Origin of the sequence: Pantoea stewartii subsp. stewartii, assembly GCF_008801695.1 — a bacterium.
Taxonomy (GTDB): Bacteria; Pseudomonadota; Gammaproteobacteria; order Enterobacterales; family Enterobacteriaceae; genus Pantoea; species Pantoea stewartii.
On record NZ_VZPF01000004.1, the window covers coordinates 1 to 23,556 of the forward strand.

Consider the following 23,556-nt stretch of genomic DNA (forward strand, 5'->3'; position numbering starts at 1 on the left):
GGACAACAGATTACAACCGTCGCTCGATAGCGGAAACGGCGATGTATCGGATAAAACAGCTGTTCGGAGGTTCACTGACGCTGCGTGATTATGATGTGCAGGTGGCAGAGGCTCTGGCCATGGTTCGGGCGCTGAACAGAATGACAAAGGCAGGAATGCCAGAAAGTGTCCGTATTGCCTGAAACTCTGCCCTGCTACAGGGACACTCGCCCCGAATCTGATTTATTCAACAAAGCCAAACTGAGGTTAAAATGAAAGATTCATGTTCATTTGATGAACTTATAGAAGGATATTTTTTTAGTAAAACTCTTCGAGTTGCAACTGAATGGAGTTACAGAAAAGTATTAAAGACTTTCCTAAACTTTGCTGGAGCAGCCATATCTCCTGCTGATGTTGATGACAGGTTGGTTTTAAACTGGCGCAGACATGTGATTAATGTGGAGGGTCTGACAAAAACAACATGGAACAATAAGCTCACACACATGAGAGCATTATTCAACTTTGCGATTGAAGAAGGTTATATTTCGGCAACCAGAAATCCCTTTAATGGCAAGATTGCACGGCCAGATGTAAAGCGAAAGAAAACCCTGACTGATATCCAGATTAATAAAATATATCTTTTAATGGAGGCCAGGGAGGCGGATGAACAGTATGGTAAAAACTATAACTACAGGTCGGCATTGAGGCCTGCATGGTTCTGGCTTACCGTGCTGGATGCTTTACGAAGGACAGGGATGAGGCAGAATCAGCTTCTACATATACGATTATGTGACGTTAATTTTATGCATAACTGGATAAGCCTTCGACCGGAAGGAGCAAAAAACCATCGCGAGCATCTTGTTCCGATCACGCGTCATCTGAGGCCAAGATTAGAAATGCTTTACAACCGTTCTCTGGAAAGAGGAGCAAAGATGGAGGATCAGCTTTTCAATTTATCCCGATTTGATGGTCGCAGAAATGAGACAAGTGAAAACATGGATAATCCACCATTGCGTGCATTTTTTCGCCGGCTTTCAAATGAATGTGGCTTTGTTGTGAGTCCTCATCGATTCCGGCACACCATAGCTACAAATCTGATGAGTATGCCTGAACGAAACCTGAAAATGGCTCAGGATCTTCTGGGCCATTCAACGCCTGCAGTCACTCTGCAATACGTTGAGAGCGACATCAACAAGGTCAGGAGCGTTCTCGAACAGCTGGAGGTGGCCTAAGAGTAATCTTAAGTCAAATCTTAACGATATGATTCTAAAAGAGGAAAAAAAGGGATGGAAACCTTTACAAAAGATTGACAGAAAACTTTTCTAAAGGTAAATACGATGCTGAAGTATTTTTTAAGGATGTGAGAAGTCCAGAGGATGCTACAACATCCTCCGGACTTTAAGTCCCGTGTTCAACAATGGTGCGGTAAGCAAACTACCAACATCATGCTGGGGACCACTGTCATGCCCGTTAAGGATCTCAACCCCTAACGAACAGGCTCTGAAGAGTGGTGCCCGGAGGCGGAATCGAACCACCGACACGGGGATTTTCAATCCCCTGCTCTACCGACTGAGCTATTCGGGCAACGGGGCGCATTAAACCGTAAAGGCCGCAGGCCGTCAACGGCTTTCATGAAAAAACCCTGTAAAACGTGACTGATTGCCTGAATTTCAGTCAAAGGCGTTGAAACTCACGCCAGTGCACCATTTTTACGGCACAGGGCAATGCTTAATATATCTTCCGCCAGACGTTTGGCGACATCCACATCCTGCACATTGCGCTTGATCAGTAGCTTGCTTAAGCAGCCTTCCAGCACCAGCTCCATTTGATCGGCCACCATACTCGGGTTATCCAGACCCAGCGCATTTAAAATAGTGTGGGTAAATTCCCAGGAGGCGCGCTTCTGTTTTTCTGCCAGTTGATGAATGGGTTGATCGGGATGCGGATAGAAGCTGCAGGCGGCGATAAACAGGCAGCCGGGAAAGCGTCCCTTGGTGACATGCTCATTTAACCCTTCGTAGCGCGCCATTAACTTCTGTTCGGGTCGCAGTGCGCTGTTTTGTAATACCTCTTGTCGCCAGCTGTCGATTTGCTGGGCATGAAACTGCAATGCGTCATAGAGCAGTGCGTCGCGGTCAGCCCAGAACTGCTCAAGTTGCTGCTCGCTGAGTCGCATCTCTTCGGCCAGGATTTTCAGCGACGAGGTGGACGCTAAGCCATTTTGTTCAAGCACGTTTAATGCATGGTCAAGTATCTGTTCACGTTGCAAACCGTTCTCCTCTGCGATGCAGGCCCGTTCAGGTCAACGGGCTGTGTCCAGGTTCCAGTGTTGTTTACTCACGCAGTTTCTGCAAATGTTCGTCAAAATCCTTTGGCTTCAGGAAACCGGTGATACGTGAACCGGGAATTTCTTTTCCCTGAGCATCAAAGAATAAAATCGTGGGCAGCCCCAGCACGTGAAGATGCTGCAACAGCGCATTGTCGGTAGCCGTGTTCGCCGTGACGTTAGCCTGTAACAGCTGGACATCCTTAAGACTGGCACGTACCGCACTGTCGCTAAAGGTATACTTCTCAAACTCTTTACAGGCCACGCACCAGTCCGCGTACAAATCCACCATCGTCATGCGGCCCTGTGTGTGTTGCAGCGCCTGATCTAACTGGCTAACCGTTTGAACAGACTGAAAGGGAAGGTGCGCGACAGTTTGCTGTGGCGCGTCATTGCCAAACGCCCAGTCCTGCAAAGGGCGAGCGCTGATCAGGGCGGCGATCAGCATGAGCATTTGCACGATGCGCCATTTGCCGCCGCTGGCGCTCAGGCTGGCACTGAAGGCCCAGGTAAAAAAGGCGACGCCCAGCAGGCTCCATAAGCGCACGCCCCATAGCTCACCCAGCACCCGTTCCAGCAGGAAAACCGGCAGCGCGAGAATAACGAACCCAAACCCTTCCTTAACGGTCTGCATCCAGGGGCCGCTTTTAGGCAGGAAGCGGCTACCGAACAGCGTCACGGCAATCAGCGGTAAGCCCATACCGATGGCATACAGCCACAATGTACCGGTACCCGCCAGCAGGTTACCGCTCTGTGCGATATAGAGCAGGATGGCACTGAGCGGCGCGGTGGTGCAGGGGGAACAAATTAAACCTGCCAGCGCGCCCATCAGGAAAACGCCGGGCAGTGAGCCGCCCTGCTGACGGTTGCTCCACAGCGTCAGACGGGTTTGTACGCTGGCGGGTAACTGTAGCGAAAACAGGCCAAACATCGACATGGCCAGCACTACAAACAGCACGGATAAACCGATCAGGACATAGGGATGCTGTAAGGCCGCCTGAAAACGCAGGCCAGCCGCGGCGACTGTCACGCCGAGCAAGGTATAGGTAAGCGCCATTCCTTGCACATAAACCAGGGCCAGCGCGAACAGGCGACCCAGCGAGTTGTTACGCTTACCGCCAAGGATAATGCCCGAAATCAGGGGATACATCGGTAAGACGCAGGGCGTAAATGCCACACCGATACCAATCAGCAACGCCCACAATGGCGAAAAGGGGAGCGGGCTGGCGGTGGCGGGCGGGCGCTCCCCTGAGTCTGCATCCTCGCTGGCGACAACGGGTGTGAGTGGAATGCTGCGCGTTTCAGGTGGATAACAGAAGCCAGCGGCAGCACAGCCCTGATACGTCACGCTCAGCGTACTGCCCCTGGCAGCCTGTTGTAGCGTGACGGGCACGTTCAGGTTCTGCGGATAAATCTCGCTCTTACCAAAAAATTCATCTTCGTGTGGCTGACCCGCAGGCAAGGCCACAGGCGCGATACGCGCATTGTTGGCGACGACCCTGATTTGCTGGCGGTAGAGATAGTAGCCGTCTTTAACCTTCCAGTGCAGATTGAGCTGTGCGCCCTGTTGGTCGAAATCAAAAGCAAAAGCCTGGTCGACGGGCAAAAAGCGGCTGGTGGTTTTGGGGGCAAACAGGTCAGCCTGCGCCTGCAGGCAGATAAACAGGGCCAGTATCAGGGTAATTAAGCGAGCGATGCGTGCAGCCATGACAAGTATTCACTGTCTCCATGTTGAACCGGAAGCACCAGCAGTTCTGGTACGTCATAAGGATGTGAGCGCTTAAGCAGATCGAGCAATGCCTGCTGATGAGCTGTATCGCATTTGAGTAACATCTGAACTTCGCTGGCCTGCTCCAGCTGGCCCTGCCAGACGTAGTACGAGGTGGCACCCGGTAAAAGGGTGACACAGGCGGCCAGTCTGGCCTTCAGCGCCTGGGTGGCAAGCTGCTGCGCGCACGCCTGGTCAGGGGCGGTGCAGAGGATGACAACGGCATTCATCATGAGGCTCCTGTTGAAAATCGCGTCGATGATAGCACGTTCACTGTGCGGCCGGGACTACAGCAGAAGCCCACCAAAAATAAAGCCGAACACGACAGACAGGGTGATGGCCAGCACGCCGGGAATGATAAAGGCATGGTTGAACACGAACTTACCGATTCGGGTCGAGCCAGTGTCATCCATCTCAACGGCGGCTAACAGTGTGGGATAGGTCGGTAACACAAACAGCGCTGACACGGCGGCAAAAGAAGCGATAGCTGTCAAAGGGGTGACGCCAAGGGCTAACGCCGCAGGCAGCAGGGCTTTCGCGGTTGCTGCCTGAGAATAGAGCAGCATCGAAGAAAAGAACAATACCAGCGCCAGCATCCACGGATAGGTTTTTAAGGTATCCCCCGCCAGCATCTGGATATCAGCCAGATGGGCTTTGACGAAGGTATCGCCGAGCCAGGCTACGCCCATGACGCAGACGCAGGCACTCATACCGGATTTAAACGTACTGGCGCTCAGAATCGCGCCGCTGTCAATATTACAGGTCAGACTAATCAACGTGGCAATAGTGAGCATAAACACCACAATCGCTTCGTTGCGCGGCAGGGGCGGATTGACGATCAGGTTTACGCTTTCGCTGGTAATGGTCGCATAGATCACCACGGCAGCAATCCCGATCAGGAACAGCAGGACAGACTTTCTGGCGCCAGGTCTGGCGTGATAGACGGTTTCCCCACGCAGGGCCACGTCGCCTTTCGCCAGGCGAGCCTGATAAACGGCGTCATCTTTCAGCTCTTTTCCCAGGAAGTTAGTGACCAGCGCGGCAAGAAACAGCCCAACCATGGTAGCCGGAATGGCGATGGCCAGCAGCATGATATAGCTTACGCCGCGCGGTTCGAGCAGCGTGGCAAAGAAGACGACCGCCGCCGAGATTGGCGAGGCGGTAATGGCAACCTGAGATGCGACAATCGCCATCGACAGCGGACGAGAAGGACGCACGCCTTGCTCTTTCGCCACCTCGGCGATGACCGGCAGGGTAGAGAAGGCGGTATGACCGGTGCCCGCCAGCAGCGTCATCACATAGGTGACCAGCGGGGCAAGAAAGGTGACATAACGGGGATGACGACGCAGCAGGCGTTCGGCAAGGCTGACCAGGTAGTCCATGCCGCCAGCAACCTGCATGGCCGCAATCGCCGCGATGACCGCCATGATGATTTCAATCACATCAAACGGAATGGCGCCTGGCTTCATACCAAAGCCAAGCGTCAGGATGAGCACGCCCATGCCGCCCGCAAAGCCAATACCGATCCCGCCAAGACGCGCGTCCAGCCAGATCGCCAGTACCACGATAAACAGTTCAACCAGGAACATGTGTCACTCCCGAAATGATGATGAGCCGAAAGCAAACCCATCCTTTTAACAAACAAAAAGGCACATCGTTTTGATTACGATGTGCCTTTTACACCAGTAAGCGCAATTACGCCTTACTGTTCGTTTTCATCGGTATAGCGTTTCGCCTTGTAAACCGGATACATCAGGTTTTGCACAGAGAAAATATCATCCAGCTCGCTTTCGGTCAGCAGGCCGCGCTCCAGCACCACCTCGCGCACGCTTTTGCCGGTTTCGGCGCAAATTTTACCCACGATGTCACCATTGTGGTGGCCGATATAAGGGTTCAGATAGGTCACAATCCCAATGGAGTTAAACACGTAGGCTTCGCAGACCGCTTTGTTCGCCGTGATACCGTTGACGCATTTTTCCAGCAGGTTATAGCAGGCGTTGGTCAGAATGCTGATCGATTCAAATAGCGCCTGACCGATGACCGGCTCCATGACGTTGAGCTGAAGCTGGCCGGCTTCCGACGCCATCGTGACCGTCGTATCGTTACCAATCACCTTGAAGCACACCTGATTGACGACTTCAGGCACCACCGGATTCACTTTGGCAGGCATGATGGAGGAACCGGCTTGCAGCTCCGGCAGGTTAATCTCGTTCAGGCCCGCGCGTGGGCCGGAAGAAAGCAGGCGCAGGTCATTACAGATCTTCGACAGTTTGACAGCCAGGCGTTTGAGTGATGAATGCACCATGACATAGGCGCCGCAGTCTGAAGTGGCTTCGATCAGGTCTTCGGCGGGCACTACCGCGAGGTTGCTGACTTCCGCCAGTTTCTGCACCGCCAGCTGCTGGTAACCGTCCGGCGTGTTCAGGCGCGTACCGATAGCGGTTGCGCCCAGGTTCACTTCCAGCAGCAGTTCGCCAGTGCGCAAAATGCTTTTCGTCTCTTCATTCAGCAGAACGCTGTAGGCATGGAACTCCTGGCCCAGCGTCATCGGCACCGCATCCTGTAGCTGGGTACGACCCATTTTTAAAATGGTCTGGAATTCATCGGCTTTACGCTGAAACCCGTCCGCTAACTGACTGATACCGTCGAGCAGTTTCAGCAGTGAGCTGTACACGGCAATACGAAAACCCGTCGGATAGGCATCGTTAGTGGACTGGCATTTATTCACGTGGTCGTTCGGGTTCAGATACTGATATTCGCCTTTTTGATGCCCCATCAGTTCCAGACCAATATTCGCCAGTACCTCATTGGTATTCATATTCACCGAGGTGCCTGCGCCGCCCTGATAAACATCAACCGGAAACTGATCCATGCAGCGACCGTTGTTCAGCACTTCATCGCAGGCCTGAATAATGGTGTTGGCGATATCACGCGGTAAGGTCTGTAGCTCTTTGTTTGTCATCGCCGCGGCTTTTTTCACCATCACCATGCCGCGAACAAACTCAGGAATGTCACTGATTTTGCTGTTGCTGATGTAAAAGTTTTCAATCGCACGCAAAGTATGAACGCCATAGTAAGCATCCGCCGGAACTTCACGCATGCCTAACAGGTCTTCTTCGATACGAATGTTGTTCGCCATGATAACCTTCTTGTTGTCACTGCTAACCATCGCAGATGATGTGTTTGTTTTGTGGGGAAGCGCCAGAACCGCTATTTTATCCGTATTCAGGCAGGTGAGCACGATCCTATTCTGACAGAGACGCAAAGCGCGAACAGAGATCACCTGTCTGGCCGCGTTACGTTAACAATATGTGAAATCGCTCACAAAAATAACCCGTAAGCAAAAATTTGCCGGGTGCGGTTGAAATTGACGATCAGAATAACCATCTCTGTTTTTTACCTTTTTCACATTCATTTTCCACGCTGTCGGGTTAACGACCGGGCAGCCTGACTCACAGGAGAATCCGGTGCGCTGGTTACCGTTAGTGATCTTTTTCGTACTGGCCTGGATTGAGATCTCACTTTTCATTCAGGTTGCACACGTCCTGGGCGTGCTGCTCACCATGCTGCTGGTGGTTTTCACCTCCTGCATTGGCGTGTCTTTAGTCAAAAATCAGGGCATGAAAAACTTTATGCTGATGCAGGAGAAGCTGGCACGTAATGAAAGCCCGGCACAGGAGATGATCAAAAGCGTTTCGCTGATCATTGCCGGTTTCCTGCTGCTGCTGCCTGGTTTCTTTACCGATATGCTGGGGCTGCTTCTGCTGCTGCCACCGGTGCAAAAGCACCTCACGCTGAAGCTGATGCCGCATTTGCGCGTCTGGCGCGGGCCGGGAGCGGGCCCGGACAGTGGCTATACCATGGATGGCGAGTACGAACGTAAAGATACCGATCGTCTTGAACACCATGACGATCCTAAGGATCGTTAATCCCCACCCTGCGCGACGTCGGGTCGCGCTTTTTGTTTGTTCACCCGCCCGTTTGCCACCTTTGTTCAAAAAGTCATCAGTCGCATCATCAGGCAAAAAAATTTGTAGGTTCCCCCCTTGAAAGAGGGAAAGCGCGGCCCTATCTCTCTGGTCACGAGGCCGGAAGCCACACAGCCCGGTATTCAACCCAAAAATGAATGATTGGACTTCTCAAAGGAGAGCTATCAAATGAAAATTCGTCCATTACACGATCGCGTAATCGTGAAGCGTAAAGAAGTGGAAGCTAAGTCAGCGGGTGGCATCGTGCTGACCGGTTCTGCTGCAGGCAAATCCACGCGCGGTGAAGTGCTGGCTGTGGGTAAAGGCCGTATTCTTGAAAGTGGCGAAGTGAAGCCGCTGGATGTGAAAGTGGGTGACGTTGTGATTTTCAGCGAAGGCTACGGTGCCAAAACTGAGAAAATCGACAATGAAGAAGTCCTGATCATCTCTGAAAGCGACATTCTGGCGATTGTTGAAGCGTAAGTTTTACGCGTAATTCACTGAACGAAACGAATTTAAGGGAAATTTGAAATGGCAGCTAAAGACGTAAAATTCGGTAATGACGCACGCGTAAAAATGTTGCGTGGCGTAAACGTACTGGCAGATGCAGTAAAAGTTACCCTGGGTCCTAAAGGCCGTAACGTAGTTCTGGATAAATCTTTTGGTGCACCGACCATCACGAAAGATGGCGTTTCTGTTGCGCGTGAAATCGAGCTGGAAGACAAGTTCGAAAACATGGGTGCGCAGATGGTGAAAGAAGTTGCCTCTAAAGCCAACGATGCGGCGGGCGACGGTACCACCACGGCAACCGTACTGGCGCAGTCCATCATCACCGAAGGCCTGAAGGCCGTTGCGGCGGGCATGAACCCGATGGATCTGAAGCGCGGTATCGACCAGGCGGTTGTTGCTGCAGTTGAAGAACTGAAAAAACTGTCTGTGCCTTGCTCAGACTCTAAAGCGATTGCGCAGGTGGGTACCATCTCTGCAAACTCTGATGAAACCGTCGGTACCCTGATCGCGCAGGCGATGGAAAAAGTGGGTAAAGAAGGCGTTATCACCGTTGAAGAAGGCACCGGTCTGCAAGACGAGCTGGACGTGGTTGAAGGTATGCAGTTCGACCGCGGTTACCTGTCTCCGTACTTCATCAACAAGCCAGAAACAGGCGCAGTAGAACTGGAATCCCCGTTCATCCTGCTGGCTGACAAGAAAATTTCTAACATTCGCGAAATGCTGCCAGTGCTGGAAGCCGTTGCGAAAGCAGGCAAACCGCTGCTGATCATCGCGGAAGACGTAGAAGGCGAAGCGCTGGCTACCCTGGTGGTGAACACCATGCGTGGTATCGTGAAAGTGGCTGCGGTTAAAGCACCTGGCTTCGGCGATCGTCGTAAAGCGATGCTGCAGGATATCGCTATCCTGACTGGCGGTACCGTTATCTCTGAAGAGATCGGTATGGAGCTGGAAAAAGCTGCGCTGGAAGATCTGGGTCAGGCGAAGCGTGTGGTTATCAATAAAGACACCACCACTATCATCGATGGCGTGGGTGAAGAAAGCACCATCCAGGGCCGCGTTACCCAGATTCGTCAGCAGATCGAAGAAGCGACCTCTGACTACGACAAAGAAAAACTGCAGGAGCGTGTGGCTAAACTGGCAGGCGGCGTAGCCGTACTGAAAGTAGGCGCAGCGACTGAAGTTGAAATGAAAGAGAAGAAAGCGCGCGTTGAAGATGCCCTGCACGCAACCCGTGCTGCGGTTGAGGAAGGCGTGGTTGCAGGTGGTGGTGTGGCGCTGGTTCGTGTGGCAGCACAGCTGTCAGAACTGCGTGGCCAGAACGAAGACCAGAACGTGGGTATCAAAGTTGCGCTGCGCGCAATGGAAGCTCCGCTGCGTCAAATCGTTTCTAACGCCGGTGAAGAGCCTTCTGTTGTTGCCAACAACGTGAAAGCGGGCGACGGTAACTACGGTTACAACGCGCAGACTGAAGAATACGGCAACATGATCGACTTCGGTATTCTGGACCCAACCAAAGTGACCCGTTCTGCACTGCAGTACGCGGCGTCGGTTGCTGGCCTGATGATCACCACCGAATGTATGGTCACTGACCTGCCGAAAAGCGATGCGCCAGATTTAGGTGCAGGCGCTGGCGGTATGGGTGGCATGGGCGGAATGGGCGGCATGATGTAATTGCCCCCTGACCCTTGCGTCACAGGAACCCCCGATCGGAAACGGTCGGGGGTTTTTCTTTTGCTGAGGAAAAGGTATAAGTAGTGGCGCAACGGTTACGTTGGCACGGATTAGGGCAATGAATGTGCAGAAAAAATGCGTGTTTTTCTGCTACGCTGCCATCCGACTCTGATGATAATAAATGGGGATTATAATGCGGATTAACCTCTTGCTCGGTCTGACGGCTGGCGCGTTATTGCTTGCGGGCTGCAGCAGCTCAACCGAACTCTCTTCTGCAGGTCAGCGCGTCACCTTTACCGATCAGCAGCCTGGCAAACAGTGTCAGCTTCTGGGCACCCTGACCGGCTCACAAAGTAACTGGTTAAGCGGAGCCGGTGGTGAAACCAGCGCACTGCGTGGTGCGGCTAACGATCTGCGTAACCGTGCAGCAGAAATGGGCGGTAACGTGATTTACGGTGCGACCAGCCCGACACAAAACCTGCTTTCAGCGTTTGCACCACTCGACAGTAAAATGACCGGCCAGGTTTATAAGTGCCCTAACTGATCGGGCAATGAACTGGCAAGATTTCTGAGACGACCGGCCCGCGTGCCGGTCGTTTTTTTATGCGCTGATGAAATGAAAGAGGCTGTATTTGTTTGAAGTGCAACCGTTCCGCGAGGCTTTGCTTCAGTGCCGAAACAGGGCTTGTCAGGGCCGGATTATTCCTGCCGAAGTTGCAGATCCAGGGGGGTTTTACTGGGCTCCCCCCCGATTTCGCGCGCCAGCTTCGGTACCAGATAACCGGAGACCAAAGGCAGCAGATCGCGCATCAGGGCACGCGCGTCCTGATCCGAAACATAGAAATGCGCCGCGCCCTGCACTTTATCCAGTACGTGCAGGTAGTAGGGCAGAATGCCCGCATCAAACAGTGCGTTGCTCAATGCCGCAAGGCATTGCGCCCGATCGTTCACGCCGCGCAGCAACACGCTCTGATTGAGTAACGTTACGCCAGCGCGCTTAAGGCGCGTCATGGCGTCGCAGAGGGCGTCATCGATCTCGTTGGCATGATTGATGTGGGTGACCTTCAGTACCTGAAGGCGCGTTTCCGCCAGCGTCTGACAGAGCGCCTGCGTAATGCGCGCAGGGATCACCACCGGCAGTCGGCTGTGAATGCGTAACCGTTTCAGATGGGGAATGGCAGCCAGCGCCTCAATCAGCCAGGCGAGCTCATGATCTTTCGCCATTAACGGATCGCCGCCAGAAAAGATAATCTCATCCAGTTCAGGGTGATCGGCAATATAATCAAGCGCTGCCTGCCAGTTACGCTTATTGCCCTGATTATCCTGATAAGGAAAATGACGGCGGAAGCAGTAACGGCAATTCACGGCGCAGCCACCTTTGACCAGCAGCAAGGCCCGGTTTTGGTATTTGTGCAGTAATCCCGGCACCACGCTGTTTTGCTCATCTAACGGATCGGTGCTATAACCTGGCGCTTCAATGAATTCCTGGCGGCTGGTCAATACCTGAAGCAAAAGGGGATCCTGCGCATCGCCTTTTTTCATCCGCTGGATAAATGCGCGCGGCACGCGCAGGGCAAAAAGCCGACGTGCATCGCTGCCAGCAGCCAGATCCGGAAGATGATCGAGCGCTAAAAGTTGCAGTAATTCATGAGGATCAGTGACAACATCAGCAAGTTGCTGCAACCAATCTTCTCTGGAAGGAGAATTTAGGGTTACAATGTGTGCCATTTTTTTGGCTATTACCAGTTAATATCTACAGAGGGCCTTTATGGCGACTTATCTTAGCAACGATTTCCGTACCGGTCTTAAAATCATGTTCGAAGGCGAGCCTTATGCCATCGAATCAAGCGAGTTTGTTAAGCCGGGTAAAGGTCAGGCGTTTGCACGTGTAAAAATGCGTCGTCTGCTGACCGGTTCACGCGTTGAGAAAACCTTCAAATCAACCGATTCTGCCGAAGGCGCAGACGTGAAGGATATGACGCTGCAGTACTCTTACAACGACGGCGATTTCTACTACTTCATGCACCCGGAAAGCTTTGAGCAGTACCAGGTTGAAGCTAAAGTGCTGGATGAAGTACAGAAGTGGTTGCAGGACAATGCGGAGTGTATCGTAACCTTGTGGAACGATAAACCGATTGCAGTTCAGCCACCGAACTTTATCGAAGCGGAAGTGATTGAAACTGACCCAGGCCTGAAAGGCGATACCGCGGGTACAGGTGGCAAGCCTGCCACGCTGTCTACCGGCGCCGTCATTAAAGTGCCTTTATTCGTTCAGATTGGCGAGGTGGTGAAAGTGGACACCCGCTCTGGCGAATACGTTTCACGCGTAAAATAATCCTGAGAGGCGCATCCTGTGATGCGCCTTTTTTATGTGAGTTTCAACAATGAAAAAGCTGGCAAAACTTATCGCGCTGGCGTTGCTGGTCTCTTCTGGACTGAGCGCCTGTAATACCTTTCACGGTTTTGGCGAGGATGTTTCTCACCTGGGTGGGGCTATTTCTCGCGCCGCGAAGTAACACGGCAGAATTTCCTTTTTTCAGCGGGTTAGGCTCGCAGCGTGGCGTAATCGGTCTATGCTTTAAAAGCTGTACTTTTAATGCAACGTAAAAAAGGAACTGGCTTATGTTAAAGAAAAGTATTGTTGCGATTTTTTCTGTGGTGATGTTATCAGCATTGTTGTCAGGCTGTAATACCACGCGTGGCGTTGGCGAAGACGTTGAAGCAGGCGGTCAGGCGATTCAACGTAGCGCGCAGTAAGCTCCAAAAACCGGTACGAACTTCTTTCGTACCGGCTTTATTTTCTCTTCTATCCCTGTTTTACCCAAATCAACTCGTCTACCGGGAAACCGGCCTGACGTGCCTGCTGTACAAGCTTTTGCTTCACGTCGTTGTCCAGCTGTGGCGTGCGGGACAGAATCCATAAATAGTGGCGGTTAGGTCCGCAGACCAGCGCATAGCGGTAGTCGGGATCCAGCGCAATAACGTTATAGCCACCATAAAAGGGGCCAAAGAAAGAAACTTTGAGCGCGGCGCGTTGTTTGTCGCCGGTAAAGTAAGCTTTGCCCACGCTCTCCTGCCAGCGCTGCTTTTTCGGGTTATAGCCGCGGTTAACCACCTTGAGGCCGCCGTCTTCCCGAGGACTGTAGTTTGCCGTCACCTGTTCAAGACCGCGTTCAAAGCCGTGATTCAGCCGGGCAATCTCATACCATTGACCGAGATAACGCTCACTGTCGAAGTGTTCAACGACGGTAACATTCTTCGGCGGTATGGTTGAGCAGGCAACGGACAAGAAGGTACTCAGGCTGGCGACCAGTGTTTTCCATGGAGACATAAAAAGATTCCTTTGTTATTTAACCTGTTAATTATAGAACCCGGCCAGTTTATTGGACAGTTTTGCGCCACGATTGTCTGGCACCGCCATTGCGAGTAGACTTCCCACCCTTATTTGTATCAGGAGTCATCACCATGAGTGAAACGGCAAGCTGGCAACCGGGCGCGTCCATTGCCAATTTAATTAAACGCGCAGGCATTGTGGCTGAAGTGCGTCGTTTCTTTGCCGATCGTGGCGTACTGGAAGTGGATACGCCAGCCATGAGTCAGGCGACCGTCACCGATATCCATCTGGTGCCTTTCCAGACGCGGTTTGTCGGCCCCGGCATGTCCGACGGATGCGACCTCTGGCTGATGACCAGCCCGGAATACCATATGAAACGCCTGCTGGCAGCCGGTAGCGGGCCGATTTATCAGATGGGACGTTGTTTCCGCAATGAAGAGGCCGGACGGCACCACAATCCTGAATTCACCATGCTGGAGTGGTATCGCCCCCATTATGATATGTACCGGCTGATGAACGAAGTGGACGATTTGCTTCAGGAGGTGCTGGAGTGCGACAGCGCGGAATCCCTCTCATATCAGCAGGCGTTTATTCGTCATCTTGATCTGGACCCGCTTTCTGCGGATAAAACGCAATTGCGGGAGGCCGCAGAAAAGCTGGGTGAGGGCGAGCTGGCGAATCGGGAAGAGGATCGCGATACCTTGCTGATGCTGCTGTTTATGTTGGGCGTGGAACCCAAAATTGGTCAGGATAAGCCCTGTTTTGTCTATCACTTTCCGGCCAGCCAGGCGGCACTGGCGGAGATCAGCACAGAAGACCATCGCGTTGCCGAACGCTTTGAGGTTTATTACAAGGGCATTGAACTGGCGAACGGCTTCCGTGAACTGACGGACAGCCGTGAACAGCGTCAGCGTTTTGAACAGGATAATCGCCGCCGTGCAGCACGCGGGCTGCCGCAGCACCCGATTGATCATTACCTGCTGGCGGCGCTGGAACATGGCATGCCAGCCTGTTCAGGCGTAGCGCTGGGCATAGATCGGTTGATTATGCTGGCACTGAAGGCCGACTCGCTGAGTGAGGTTATCGCCTTTCCGGTAGACCGCTGCTAGTCAAGGCTTCGCGCCAGCTTACGCTGAGAAGCCTACTGACCTGAGCCAGAAACAGACAAGGCCGCGCAATGCGCGGCCTTGTCTGTTTTTTTCCTTGGGACGGGCGTTCCCGTCAAAATATTTTGCCTACTGACTGTTGTCCGGAAACTCCTGAATCGTCACCGGCAGGGTCAGCTTCTTATCATTACGCAGCACCTGGACATCAATCACTGAGCCGGGACGAATTTCGGCAACCTGGTCCATGGTTTCCTGTGCCGATATAGCCGGTTTTCCGTTTACGCTCAGCAACACATCGTTAGGCTCAATACCGGCTTTATCCGCCGGACCGCCGGGCCTAACGACGCTGACGATAATCCCCTGAACTCTGTCCAGACTGTTTCCCTGACCGTGCAGCGGGGGCACTTCGCGCCCTGTGATACCGATGTAGCCACGTATAACCCGGCCATCGCGAATCAGCTTATCCATGATTTTCGACGCGAGTGCGGTGGGAATGGCAAAACCGATTCCCTCGGGCGTTTCACCGTCGCTGCTTTTGTCGAAGGTCAGGGTGTTAATTCCCATCAGCTCGCCCAGCGAATTGATTAACGCGCCACCGGAGTTGCCCTGGTTAATAGAGGCATCGGTCTGCAGGAAATTCTGGCGGCCTGACGAGCTCAGTCCGACCCGACCCGTTGCGCTGATAATGCCCTGCGTGACCGTTTGCCCAAGGTTATAGGGGTTACCAATGGCCATCACGACATCGCCAATGTGTGCGACACGTTTGGGATTAATGGGGATCACCGGCAGATTCGGCGCGGTGATTTTCAGCACCGCTAAATCGGTCATCGCATCCGACCCAACCAGCGTCGCCTCGAAGAAGCGGCCATCCTGCAGAGCGACGATGATTTGATCGGCATTATTAATGACGTGCTTGTTGGTCAGAATATAGCCTTTGGCATTCATGATCACGCCGGAACCCAGCGTGGTGATACCACGGTTATTGTTCCCTTGCGTACTGCGGTTATAAACGTTGACCACGGCAGGCACAGCGCGGCGCACCCCTTGATTGAAGCCAAAGGGCGTTTCATCGTTACTGTCATTTTGACTATAGAGGGCAGCACCGCCCAAACGCAGTGCGGGCAACGCTGCGAGCAAGATGCCCGCAACAATCAGTCCCAACACCACTGAACGCAAAAGTTTAAGAAACATGGTGTTAAATCACGTCAGGGGAGAACGTTGGGGAGAATACCATGCGCGGGGCGGACACACACGTGCTTGTGTCCGCCATTATGCGTGGTTTATCTCAATAACAGATAGATGCTTTCCTGACCGCGCACGACATTCAGCGCCAGCACAGGTGGTTTAGCTTCCAGCACTTTGCGCATTTCGGCAATATTCTGGACGCGCGTGCGGTTAACGCCAATGATGACATCATCTTTTTGCAGGCCCACTTGTTCAGCCGGCGTGCCTTTTTCGATGCCGTCAATCTTCACGCCTTTATCACCGGTTTTCGTCTGACCATCGCTTAGCGTGGCACCCTGAAGAGCCGGTGACAGCAGTTGTGCGCTGGCGGTTGTCTGAGCACTCTGCTCAAGAGTGACCTCAACGCTGACGGGTTTGCCTTCACGCAGCAGGCCCAGCTTCACTTTCTCGCCGGGTGCCGTGGTGCCGATTTTTACGCGCAACTCAGCAAAACTGGTGATGGGTTTATCATTCACAGAAACAATGATATCTCCCGACTTAATACCGGCTTTCTGTGCCGCTGACTGCGGCAGAACTTCAGACACGAAAGCACCGCGCTGGGCATCGACGTTAAACGCCTTGGCCATATCCGCAGTCATTTCCGTGCCTTTAATGCCAAGCTGACCGCGTTTGACTTCGCCATACTTAATCAACTGATCGGCCAGGTTGATTGCCATATCGCTTGGAATCGCAAAGCCAATGCCGATATTACCTCCGCTGGAGGCGAGGATGGCGGTGTTAATACCAATCAGTTCGCCGTTTAAATTCACCAGCGCACCGCCGGAGTTACCGCGGTTGATGGCGGCATCCGTCTGGATAAAGTTCTCCAGCCCCTCAAGATTCAGTCCGCTGCGGCCCAGTGCCGAAATAATCCCGGACGTAGCCGTCTGGCCCAGCCCAAAGGGATTACCAATAGCGACGGCAAAATCGCCCACCTTAAGTTGGTCGGAATCCGCGACTTTAATCTGCGTCAGGTTCTTAGCGCCCTGGATCTGAATCAGGGCAATATCCGTTTGTTCATCGTGACCGATGAGTTTGGCGTCATATTCACTGCCGTCGCCCAACTGGACATTGATTTTATCGGCGCCGTTGACCACGTGGTTGTTCGTTAACACGTAGCCCTTCGCGGCGTCGATAATGACGCCGGAACCCAGGCCTTCAAACGGTTGTGGCTGAGACTGACCGCCGCCAGGCAGTTGGCCAAAGAAACGCTTTAAGGGTTCAGGAATATCCTGGGCCTGTGAATCCGACTGCGTGCCTTCAACATGCACACTGACCACGGCAGGTAACACTTTTTCCAGCATCGGTGCCAGGCTGGGCAGTGGCTGCCCCTGAATCTGTGCAGGTAGCGTCGCCATTGCGACGGGCGCAGCGGCAAGACTCATTCCAATACTCAAGGCTAACGCGCTTAACAGTCGTGCTTGTTTTTTCATTGCTACAACGCTCTCGCTGCAAAAAGTGGGGGGAATAAATCAGTGAGACAGCCGTTTGCGGCCGGGGTTCGCAAAAACAGCGGGCACAGCGTGGCTGTGCCCGATGCGCTTAGTCGCGCACGGCGCGTTCACCGCGCAGTAAACCGGAAGCGCCTTCTGAGTAATCGCGTGGCATCTGAACCGGTGCCTGATCGTTATCGGCTTCCGCTTCGGTTAGTTGCCAGGCAAAGGGATTTTTGTCGCCAGGCATGTTTGGCAGCAGGTCATTAGATCCTTTCGCCATATGCTGGTAAAGCTGACGGTAATCGCGTGCCATGTTGTCAAGCAGCTCGGCGCTTTGCGCAAAGTGGTTGGTCAGCTCTTCACGATAATCAGCCAGTTCGGCTTTCGTTTTATCCAGCTCATACTGCATGCTGCGCTGCTCGCGCAGTTTCCTGTTGCCAAAACGCATGGCTACTGCGCCGACAATGATACCTACCACTAAACCAATTAGCCCGTATTCCCAGGTCATAATGACTCCCGTGTTATTTCCGTTGTTCCGTAGGGCGTTGCACCACTTAATAATAGTCACTATACCCGTTAATCTTATGGATGTGGAACTCTGGAGCGCCATGCCTTAGTGTAGAGCGGCCTTTTTTTCGACAAACGATGTGTGAATAAGACAACATTCAGGGACACTGAGCGAACCATGCAAACCTCATCTCCGCTTGCCCGCTATGAGCAGGCGCTATCGCAGGGCGATTTTAAGCCCGACGATGTACAACGTGAAGCGATCACCCGCTTAGATGCTATCCAGCAAGGGCTCATCGCCCGCCAGCAGACGACTGAACCTGCCTCGCAGGGGTTGTTTGGTCGTCTGTCGAAGCTGATGGGTAAAGAGAAATCCCAGTTCAAAACGCCGGTACGTGGCTTGTATATGTGGGGCGGCGTGGGGCGCGGGAAAACCTGGGTCATGGATCTGTTTTTTCAGTCTATTCCTGGCAACCGCAAGCTGCGCTTACACTTTCACCGCTTTATGCTGCGCGTGCACGAAGAGCTGACCGAACTGCAGGGGCACAGCGATCCGCTGCTGATCATCGCCGATCGCTTCAAAGCCGAAACCGATATTTTGTGCTTTGACGAATTTTTCGTGTCCGATATTACGGATGCCATGTTGCTGGGCACGTTAATGGAAGCGTTGTTCGAACGGGGCATCAGCCTGGTCGCCACCTCGAATATTCCGCCCGATAACCTCTATAAAAACGGTTTACAGCGCGCGCGTTTCCTGCCGGCCATTGAGCAGATCAAGCAACATTGTGACGTCATGAACGTTGATGCGGGCATTGATTACCGTCTGCGCACGCTGACGTCGGCGCATCTGTGGAAGTCTCCTTTAGGGCCAGAAACCTACGCCGATATGGATCGCATGTTCCAGGCGCTGTCAGGGGAAAAACGCGACAGCGCACCGGTGCTGGAGATCAACCATCGCAAAATGCCCACGCTGGGTGTCAGTGAAGGCGTGGTGGCAATCGACTTCAAAACCCTGTGTGGGGAAGGGCGCAGCCAGCACGATTACATCGAACTGTCGCGCCGCTTTCACAGCGTGCTGCTGTTTGATGTGCCGGTCATGATTTATAAAACGGAAGATCAGGCGCGGCGTTTTCTGGCGCTGGTGGATGAGTTTTACGAGCGCCATGTCAAACTGGTCGTCGCCGCGGAAACCTCGCTGTTCGAAATTTATCAGGGCACGCGCCTGAAATTTGAATACCAGCGCTGCCTGTCGCGTTTGCAGGAAATGCAGAGCGAAGAGTATCTGCGGCTGGCGCATTTACCCTGAGATTCCGGGTAATAAATGAAAATAGAGTTCGATTTTTGTAATCGACTTCTCTATAATCTTGCGACCCCACGTTACGGCACTGGATTTTTTTCCCAAATCCTCTGCGCGCCGGTAACGCTATCCGAAGGGGTGGCTTGCTGGTCAAAATGGTCGTGTGAGCCTCATTCGTTTACTTAAGCGTTTGGGATTTCACCAACGTGTAACTTAATTTGGGTAAGCTTTTCGATGAAAACTTTTACAGCTAAACCAGAAACCGTCCAACGTGACTGGTATGTTGTTGACGCAACTGGCAAAACCTTGGGTCGCCTGGCGACTGAACTGGCACGCCGTCTGCGTGGTAAGCATAAAGCGGAATACACTCCGCACGTTGATACAGGTGATTACATCATCGTTCTGAACGCTGAGAAAGTTGCTGTCACCGGCAACAAGCGTTCTGACAAGATTTACTATCACCACACTGGTCACATCGGTGGTATCAAACAGGCGACCTTTGAAGAGATGATTGCTCGCCGTCCTGAGCGCGTGATTGAGATCGCGGTTAAAGGCATGCTGCCGAAGGGCCCGCTGGGTCGTGCTATGTACCGTAAACTGAAAGTTTACGCAGGTAACGAGCACAACCATGCGGCACAGCAACCGCAAGTTCTTGACATTTAATCGGGATTAAAGGCAATGGCTGAAACTCAAAACTACGGCACTGGTCGCCGCAAAAGCTCATCCGCACGCGTCTTCATCAAGCCGGGTAGCGGTAACATCGTCATCAACCAACGCTCTCTGGAGCAGTATTTCGGTCGTGAGACTGCACGCATGGTCGTGCGTCAGCCTCTGGAACTGGTTGATATGGTTGGCAAACTGGACCTGTACATCACCGTTAAAGGTGGTGGTATCTCTGGTCAGGCAGGCGCGATCCGTCACGGTATCACCCGCGCTCTGATGGAGTATGATGAGTCACTGCGTGGCGAACTGCGTAAAGCAGGCTTCGTTACTCGCGATGCTCGTCAGGTTGAACGTAAGAAAGTCGGCCTGCGTAAAGCACGTCGTCGTCCTCAGTTCTCCAAACGTTAATTGTTGCTGCTTCGGCAGTCACAGTTGGCACAAAAAACCCGCTTCGGCGGGTTTTTTGCTTTTCATGCCAGGCGGCGCAGTCACAGAAAACAACAATGCTGTTCGCATTTTACCCGCAAAAATGCATTCCCCCGCCCACAAGCTGCCTAAAATCTGGTAAACTCCCTGTCACTTTGCGCCCGCAAGCTGGCGCGTTATGCGCCTGGCATCAGTCGGGAGTGGTTAGCGCGGATTGCGAGCGAGTTCTATGAGCAGGTGAGTCGCCGTGTGGTTGGCCATTCGCAGTAACTTTTTGTGAACAAACTGGGAGGTTTTCATGGCTGTCGCTGCCAACAAACGTTCGGTAATGACGCTGTTTTCTGGTCCTACTGACATTTTTAGCCATCAGGTGCGTATTGTGCTGGCCGAGAAAGGTGTCAGCGTAGAGATCGAGCAGGTCGAAATGGATAACCTGCCGCAGGATCTGATTGACCTCAATCCGTACCGTACTGTGCCGACGCTGGTTGATCGCGAACTGACACTGTATGAATCACGCATCATCATGGAATACCTTGATGAGCGTTTCCCACACCCGCCTTTGATGCCGGTTTATCCGGTTGCGCGTGGCGAAAGCCGTTTGATGATGCACCGTATCGAGCAAGGCTGGTACAGCCTGATGAGAAAGGTCGAGAACAGCAGCGTTCAGGAAGCCGAAGCGGCGCGTAAGCAGCTGCGTGAAGAGTTACTGGCGATTGCCCCCCTGTTTGGAGGTTCACCTTTCTTTATGAGCGACGAGTTCAGCCTGGTTGACTGCTACCTGGCACCGCTGCTGTGGCGCTTACCGTCAATGGGCATCGATCTGCTGGGATCGGGCTCAAAAGAGCTGAAAGGCTATATGAACCGCGTATTTGAACGTGACTCCTTCCTTGCTTCACTGACTGAAGCTGAACGTGAAATGCGCCTGCAAGCCCGGGGCTGATTTATGGAAATGTCGCAACTTACGGCCCGTCGCCCCTATTTGCTGCGGGCTTTTTATGACTGGCTCCTGGATAACCAGCTGACGCCGCATCTGGTGGTCGATATCAACCTGCCGGGCGTTCAGGTTCCGCTGGAATATGCACGGGACGGTCAGATCGTCCTCAACATTGCGCCGCGCGCTGTAGGCAATCTTGAGCTGGGTAACGAGGAAGTCTCGTTTAATGCCCGCTTTGGTGGCGTGCCGCGCCAGGTGAACGTGCCGATGGCGGCCATTCTGGCCATCTATGCGCGTGAAAACGGTGCGGGAACCATGTTTGAGCCTGAACCGGCTTATGAAGGGGCATCCCAGGCGTTCCCGGAAAACCAGGAAGAGACGGTCATGTCAGTGATTGATGGCGATCGCCCTGACGATGCCAGCGATGACGACAACTCACCTGATGACGATCCGCCACCGCGCGGCGGTCGTCCCGCACTGCGTGTGGTGAAATAAATCAGAATGCCTGTCAGCCGACAGGCATTTTTTTGATCGTCAGAATGATGAGCGAAAAAAAATCCGGGCGCACAGCGTACCCGGATTTTTGCTTTCTGCGGCTGAGATTAGTACACGTCGCGCAGGTAGCGTTTTTCTTTCTTCAACTGATCGATGTAGTCCGCCGCGCGCTCGCTGGACAGGCCACCAAACTGGCGTACGATTTCATACAGTGCATTATCCACGTCTTTCGCCATGCGTGAGGCATCACCACAGACGTAGAAATACCCACCTTCCTGCAACCAGGCGTACAGTTCTGCGCCCTGTTCCAGCATGCGGTTTTGCACGTAGACTTTTTTGTCCTGGTCGCGTGAGAACGCCAGATCGAGACGCGTCAGCAAACCGCTCTCATGCCAGGCCGTCAGTTCTTCACGGTAAATGAAGTCATGCTCCTGATGCTGATCGCCAAAGAACAGCCAGTTTTTGCCTTGCGCACCGGTCACCTGACGTTCCTGCAGGAACGCACGGAAAGGGGCGATGCCGGTACCCGGGCCGACCATGATCATGGGCGCATTGCCGTTGGCCGGAACCCGGAAGGATTTATTCGGCGAAATAAAGATCGCCGGCTTTTCGCCACGACGCACGCGCTCGGCCAGGTAGGTTGAACAGACTCCGCTACGGTTGCGGCCGCCACTGTGATAGCGCACAGCCGCAATTGTCAGGTGAACCTGGTTAGGATGCGCTTTGGAACTGGACGAAATGGAGTAGGCACGATGCTGCAGCGGACGCAGCAGGGCGACGAACTCAGGCACGCTCAGGCTGCGGGTCAGCTCAAGTTGCAGCAGGTCCAGCGTATCTTTGCCCCACAGCCAGACACCCAGGGCATCTTTATCATCGTGCTGAAGTACGTGACGCAGTTCCTGGTTCGTGGTGTTCTGTCCAACCCACTCAATCAGCTTGCGTGAAGGCTCAGAAATTTCAAACTGGTAGGTCAGCAGATCGCCAAGACTTCTGTCGAAGCCGGGGACGGGCGTCTGATAATCGGCGTTCAGCTGTGTCAGCAGCAGGCTGACCAGCGACGGTTCGTTCACCGGGATCACACCCAGCGCATCGCCCGCTTCGTACTTCAGACCGCTGTCAGTCAGATCAAATTCGAAATGGCGAATGTCTTTCGCAGACTGCTCACTCGACAGGCGCTTGTTGGTGATGAGTGCTGCGGCATAGGGATTGGATTTGTTGCTGCCGGGGATGACCGGGGCTTCCGGTGCGCTCTCCAGAACCGTGCCGCTGCTGCCTGCGCTGCTGGCGAACTGTGGCATCGTGCTGTTCAGCCATGCATGCGAAGGCTCTTCATAATCAATATCGCAGTCAATACGATCAACAACACGTTTGGCTCCCAGCTGTTCAAGGCGCATATCCAGGAATTTACCGGCCTGGCAGAAACCGTCATAGCCGGTGTCGCCGATAGCCAGAACGGCAAAGTGCATCTGCTCCAGACGCGGTGCGGTACTGGCGGAGATGGCGTCCCAGAATAGCTGGGCATTGTCCGGCATTTCACCTTCACCGTAGGTCGAGGTGACGATCAGCACGTGGCGCATTGTGGCAAACACGTCGAGATCCACATCGCCCAGCGCCTGAACGACAGGCACCAGGCCTTTAGCACGGGCCGATTTGGCCGCAGACTGGGCCAGAGCTTCAGCGTTACCGGTCTGCGAACCATAAAGAATGTGCAGTTGGGTCGTTGCAGCGGCGGCGTTGCCCGCGGCAGGTTGCTGTTTGTCTTCTAACACCAGCAAACGGGAGTGCAGGCCAGCCAGAAAGCCCGCCAGCCAGTATTTCTGATCACCATTGAAAGGTGCATCTTCAGGAATGTATGGAATTTTCATGGATACCTTTACTCAATCCCGCTCTTAACCGTCATGTTTCGCACCGC

Annotated in this window: 25 protein-coding genes, 1 tRNA gene and 1 pseudogene; 15 read left to right on the forward strand and 12 right to left on the reverse strand. The window is 53.4% G+C overall.

From position 1 onward, the window contains the following. A pseudogene (locus F7Q90_RS01610) lies at positions 1 to 182 on the forward strand (IS5/IS1182 family transposase); the annotation flags it as partial. 69 nt (positions 183 to 251) lie between these two features. Then, entirely contained in the window at positions 252 to 1,211 is a 960-nt protein-coding gene (locus F7Q90_RS01620; protein WP_006121702.1) for a tyrosine-type recombinase/integrase, read from the forward strand. 276 nt (positions 1,212 to 1,487) lie between these two features. On the opposite strand, the gene F7Q90_RS01625 is transcribed toward F7Q90_RS01620, so the two are convergent. The 6 genes from F7Q90_RS01625 to aspA form a co-directional block, all read right to left on the reverse strand. Next, positions 1,488 to 1,563, reverse strand: a tRNA-Phe gene (locus tag F7Q90_RS01625). 106 nt (positions 1,564 to 1,669) lie between these two features. Further along, entirely contained in the window at positions 1,670 to 2,248 is a 579-nt protein-coding gene (dicD, locus tag F7Q90_RS01630; RefSeq protein WP_006121703.1) for a division control transcriptional repressor DicD, read from the reverse strand. Between the two features lie 64 nt (positions 2,249 to 2,312). Further along, entirely contained in the window at positions 2,313 to 4,013 is a 1,701-nt protein-coding gene (locus F7Q90_RS01635) for a protein-disulfide reductase DsbD (protein ID WP_006121704.1), read from the reverse strand. After that, positions 3,989 to 4,303, reverse strand: a complete 315-nt coding sequence (gene cutA / locus F7Q90_RS01640; RefSeq protein WP_006121705.1) for a divalent cation tolerance protein CutA — start codon at positions 4,301 to 4,303, stop codon at positions 3,989 to 3,991. Before cutA ends, F7Q90_RS01635 begins: the two co-directional genes overlap by 25 nt. 57 nt (positions 4,304 to 4,360) lie before the next feature. Then, on the reverse strand, positions 4,361 to 5,662 hold the full coding sequence (locus F7Q90_RS01645) for an anaerobic C4-dicarboxylate transporter (protein WP_006121706.1): 1,302 nt from the start codon (positions 5,660 to 5,662) through the stop codon (positions 4,361 to 4,363). 113 nt (positions 5,663 to 5,775) lie between these two features. Then, positions 5,776 to 7,212, reverse strand: a complete 1,437-nt coding sequence (gene aspA / locus F7Q90_RS01650) for an aspartate ammonia-lyase (RefSeq protein ID WP_006121707.1) — start codon at positions 7,210 to 7,212, stop codon at positions 5,776 to 5,778. A 328-nt stretch (positions 7,213 to 7,540) separates the two neighbouring features. On the opposite strand from aspA, the gene F7Q90_RS01655 reads away from it, so the two are divergent. The 4 genes from F7Q90_RS01655 to F7Q90_RS01670 all read left to right on the forward strand — a co-directional run bounded on the left by F7Q90_RS01655 (position 7,541) and on the right by F7Q90_RS01670 (position 10,766). Further along, positions 7,541 to 8,002 (forward strand): FxsA family protein, encoded by a 462-nt coding sequence (locus F7Q90_RS01655; protein WP_006121708.1) that lies wholly within the window; start codon positions 7,541 to 7,543, stop codon positions 8,000 to 8,002. A gap of 228 nt (positions 8,003 to 8,230) precedes the next feature. Next, the gene (locus tag F7Q90_RS01660) at positions 8,231 to 8,524 is read left to right on the forward strand and encodes a co-chaperone GroES (protein WP_006121709.1); all 294 of its coding nucleotides are present in this window, start codon (positions 8,231 to 8,233) and stop codon (positions 8,522 to 8,524) included. 48 nt (positions 8,525 to 8,572) lie between these two features. Continuing rightward, positions 8,573 to 10,222: a chaperonin GroEL gene (gene groL, locus F7Q90_RS01665; protein WP_006121710.1), complete on the forward strand. Its 1,650-nt coding sequence runs from the start codon at positions 8,573 to 8,575 to the stop codon at positions 10,220 to 10,222. Between the two features lie 193 nt (positions 10,223 to 10,415). Then, complete coding sequence (locus F7Q90_RS01670; protein ID WP_006121711.1) at positions 10,416 to 10,766, forward strand: DUF4156 domain-containing protein; 351 nt, start codon at positions 10,416 to 10,418, stop codon at positions 10,764 to 10,766. A gap of 155 nt (positions 10,767 to 10,921) precedes the next feature. Here F7Q90_RS01670 and epmB read toward each other — a convergent pair whose 3' ends face one another. Continuing rightward, the gene (gene epmB / locus F7Q90_RS01675) at positions 10,922 to 11,950 is read right to left on the reverse strand and encodes an EF-P beta-lysylation protein EpmB (protein WP_006121712.1); all 1,029 of its coding nucleotides are present in this window, start codon (positions 11,948 to 11,950) and stop codon (positions 10,922 to 10,924) included. A 40-nt stretch (positions 11,951 to 11,990) separates the two neighbouring features. On the opposite strand from epmB, the gene efp reads away from it, so the two are divergent. The 3 genes from efp (at position 11,991) to F7Q90_RS01690 (ending at position 12,979) form a co-directional block, all read left to right on the forward strand. Further along, positions 11,991 to 12,557 (forward strand): elongation factor P, encoded by a 567-nt coding sequence (efp, locus tag F7Q90_RS01680; RefSeq protein ID WP_006121713.1) that lies wholly within the window; start codon positions 11,991 to 11,993, stop codon positions 12,555 to 12,557. Between the two features lie 49 nt (positions 12,558 to 12,606). After that, positions 12,607 to 12,738 carry an entericidin A/B family lipoprotein gene (locus tag F7Q90_RS01685; RefSeq protein ID WP_006121714.1) on the forward strand — a complete coding sequence of 44 codons (132 nt, stop codon included), beginning with the start codon at positions 12,607 to 12,609 and terminating at the stop codon, positions 12,736 to 12,738. A 106-nt stretch (positions 12,739 to 12,844) separates the two neighbouring features. After that, positions 12,845 to 12,979, forward strand: a complete 135-nt coding sequence (locus tag F7Q90_RS01690) for an entericidin A/B family lipoprotein (RefSeq protein WP_006121715.1) — start codon at positions 12,845 to 12,847, stop codon at positions 12,977 to 12,979. A gap of 49 nt (positions 12,980 to 13,028) precedes the next feature. Here F7Q90_RS01690 and F7Q90_RS01695 read toward each other — a convergent pair whose 3' ends face one another. Then, the gene (locus tag F7Q90_RS01695; protein ID WP_006121716.1) at positions 13,029 to 13,553 is read right to left on the reverse strand and encodes a lipocalin family protein; all 525 of its coding nucleotides are present in this window, start codon (positions 13,551 to 13,553) and stop codon (positions 13,029 to 13,031) included. A gap of 134 nt (positions 13,554 to 13,687) precedes the next feature. Here F7Q90_RS01695 and epmA point away from each other — a divergent pair, with 134 nt between their 5' ends. Further along, positions 13,688 to 14,665, forward strand: a complete 978-nt coding sequence (epmA, locus tag F7Q90_RS01700; RefSeq protein ID WP_006121717.1) for an elongation factor P--(R)-beta-lysine ligase — start codon at positions 13,688 to 13,690, stop codon at positions 14,663 to 14,665. Between the two features lie 126 nt (positions 14,666 to 14,791). Here the strand turns inward: epmA and degS are convergent, their stop codons facing one another. The 3 genes from degS to zapG all read right to left on the reverse strand — a co-directional run bounded on the left by degS (position 14,792) and on the right by zapG (position 17,830). Continuing rightward, on the reverse strand, positions 14,792 to 15,853 hold the full coding sequence (degS, locus tag F7Q90_RS01705) for an outer membrane-stress sensor serine endopeptidase DegS (RefSeq protein ID WP_006121718.1): 1,062 nt from the start codon (positions 15,851 to 15,853) through the stop codon (positions 14,792 to 14,794). Positions 15,854 to 15,942: 89 nt separating this feature from the next. After that, positions 15,943 to 17,319 (reverse strand): serine endoprotease DegQ, encoded by a 1,377-nt coding sequence (degQ, locus tag F7Q90_RS01710; protein ID WP_006121719.1) that lies wholly within the window; start codon positions 17,317 to 17,319, stop codon positions 15,943 to 15,945. A gap of 109 nt (positions 17,320 to 17,428) precedes the next feature. Next, positions 17,429 to 17,830 carry a Z-ring associated protein ZapG gene (gene zapG, locus F7Q90_RS01715; protein ID WP_006121720.1) on the reverse strand — a complete coding sequence of 134 codons (402 nt, stop codon included), beginning with the start codon at positions 17,828 to 17,830 and terminating at the stop codon, positions 17,429 to 17,431. A 177-nt stretch (positions 17,831 to 18,007) separates the two neighbouring features. Here zapG and zapE point away from each other — a divergent pair, with 177 nt between their 5' ends. The 5 genes from zapE (at position 18,008) to sspB (ending at position 21,644) form a co-directional block, all read left to right on the forward strand. After that, the gene (gene zapE, locus F7Q90_RS01720; RefSeq protein WP_006121721.1) at positions 18,008 to 19,135 is read left to right on the forward strand and encodes a cell division protein ZapE; all 1,128 of its coding nucleotides are present in this window, start codon (positions 18,008 to 18,010) and stop codon (positions 19,133 to 19,135) included. Positions 19,136 to 19,360: 225 nt separating this feature from the next. Next, positions 19,361 to 19,789, forward strand: coding sequence for a 50S ribosomal protein L13 (gene rplM / locus F7Q90_RS01725; protein ID WP_006121722.1), 429 nt, complete (start codon positions 19,361 to 19,363; stop codon positions 19,787 to 19,789). Positions 19,790 to 19,804: 15 nt separating this feature from the next. Further along, on the forward strand, positions 19,805 to 20,197 hold the full coding sequence (gene rpsI / locus F7Q90_RS01730; RefSeq protein WP_006121723.1) for a 30S ribosomal protein S9: 393 nt from the start codon (positions 19,805 to 19,807) through the stop codon (positions 20,195 to 20,197). A gap of 316 nt (positions 20,198 to 20,513) precedes the next feature. Beyond that, a complete protein-coding gene (gene sspA / locus F7Q90_RS01735) occupies positions 20,514 to 21,155 on the forward strand; it encodes a stringent starvation protein SspA (RefSeq protein ID WP_006121724.1) in 642 nt (213 codons plus the stop codon). A gap of 3 nt (positions 21,156 to 21,158) precedes the next feature. Continuing rightward, positions 21,159 to 21,644 carry a ClpXP protease specificity-enhancing factor gene (gene sspB / locus F7Q90_RS01740; protein ID WP_006121725.1) on the forward strand — a complete coding sequence of 162 codons (486 nt, stop codon included), beginning with the start codon at positions 21,159 to 21,161 and terminating at the stop codon, positions 21,642 to 21,644. Positions 21,645 to 21,751: 107 nt separating this feature from the next. On the opposite strand, the gene F7Q90_RS01745 is transcribed toward sspB, so the two are convergent. Continuing rightward, positions 21,752 to 23,509, reverse strand: coding sequence for a sulfite reductase subunit alpha (locus F7Q90_RS01745; RefSeq protein ID WP_006121726.1), 1,758 nt, complete (start codon positions 23,507 to 23,509; stop codon positions 21,752 to 21,754). Between the last annotated feature and the right edge of the window lie 47 nt (positions 23,510 to 23,556).